Here is a 1,440-nt window from a genome sequence, read left to right on the forward strand (position 1 = left end):
CACATTCCACTAACACCCCATAGACTTAAGGGCTAATCCCCGTTCGCTCGCCGCTACTAGGGGAATCTCGGTTGATTTCTTTTCCTCTGGGTACTTAGATGTTTCAGTTCCCCAGGTTCGCCTCATAACGCTATGTATTCACGTTATGATGACCACTTATGTGGCCGGGTTACCCCATTCGGATATCGTTAGCTCAAATGCTTATTACTAGCTCGCCAACGCTTTTCGCAAGTTATTACGTCCTTCATCGCCTCTGACTGCCAAGGCATCCACCGTATACGCTTGGTCACTTAACCATACAACCCAAATGAGTCTTTTTTTTTCGCTTGTTACTCATCTTATTATGCGACGTTTTCAGTTTCACGATTCAATCATGTAGCGCTGCTACACTCATTCTTCGTTCAACTTCAAGCCTTGCCTAATAAGCGATTAACTGCGCTTAGCTTCTTTTATTGCTAAAAGAGACTAAAAAAAACAGGGTCGTATTATGACCAGCTGGTTTTTACTTGTCTCACTCCCGACCAGGAAGTGTGACTCGCCTTAGTTTTTAGAATATTCAAGACACTTAAACAGTGTTTTGAGAACTCAAGTGTTAATACTTTCGTATTAACGTTTTTCGCACTAACGTAATCACACAAACGACAACGAATCATCATTCATGCGCCTTTAGTTAGTACTATCAGCTTTCCAAATTGTTAAAGAGCGGGCTTAAAAAAGCCAAAGATAAAATTTCGTTTATCTTTGGCATCTCTTACCAATGCATGTTTTTGTTGTCCTATATCAGAGTGTTCAAATCGCGTTAATAGCGTATTGACCAACTAATTTAACCAACAAGTAAATGGTGGAGCTATGCGGGATCGAACCGCAGACCTCCTGCGTGCAAGGCAGGCGCTCTCCCAGCTGAGCTATAGCCCCATTTACATGCAGTTGAGATTAATATCAAGTAACCAATCATAAGATTGGCGAAGCCAAATCGATTTAAATCAAGGCGGTTTATGCCGACGTTTAGCTTGCTAAACGAGGTATAAATCAACGTAGAGTTAAAGAAGATTTGGTGGGTCAGAGTGGACTTGAACCACCGACCTCACCCTTATCAGGGGTGCGCTCTAACCAGCTGAGCTACAGACCCATTCTTTTTGGTCTTTTAACCGTTACTCAGCGTTGCTTTCGTCGTTCGGTCGTCATGTAGTGAACTACACATCCTTCCTCTCTCCTCAAGCGCCTTGATTAACAATCAAAATCCTCAAAAATACCTTTCGATATCTTTCTCTTTCTTTCTATCAAGTAATCTGTGTGAACACTCACATGCATCGCTGCACTTTAGGTATTGAGTTAGTCGTATAGGTAAGGAGGTGATCCAGCCCCAGGTTCCCCTAGGGCTACCTTGTTACGACTTCACCCCAGTCATGAACCACAAAGTGGTGAGCGTTCTCCCGAAGG

The 1,440-nt window shown here is 43.1% G+C and carries 2 tRNA genes and 2 rRNA genes; all 4 read right to left on the reverse strand.

Annotated elements, in window-relative coordinates:
* Positions 1-296: ribosomal RNA gene (locus AC19MX_RS21035) — 23S ribosomal RNA — on the reverse strand; the annotation flags it as partial.
* 543 nt (positions 297-839) lie between these two features.
* Positions 840-915: transfer RNA gene (locus AC19MX_RS21040), tRNA-Ala, on the reverse strand.
* 137 nt (positions 916-1,052) lie between these two features.
* Positions 1,053-1,129, reverse strand: a tRNA-Ile gene (locus AC19MX_RS21045).
* Between the two features lie 216 nt (positions 1,130-1,345).
* Positions 1,346-1,440 (reverse strand): 16S ribosomal RNA (locus AC19MX_RS21050); the annotation flags it as partial.

The organism is Shewanella sp. MF05956 (assembly GCF_059758055.1).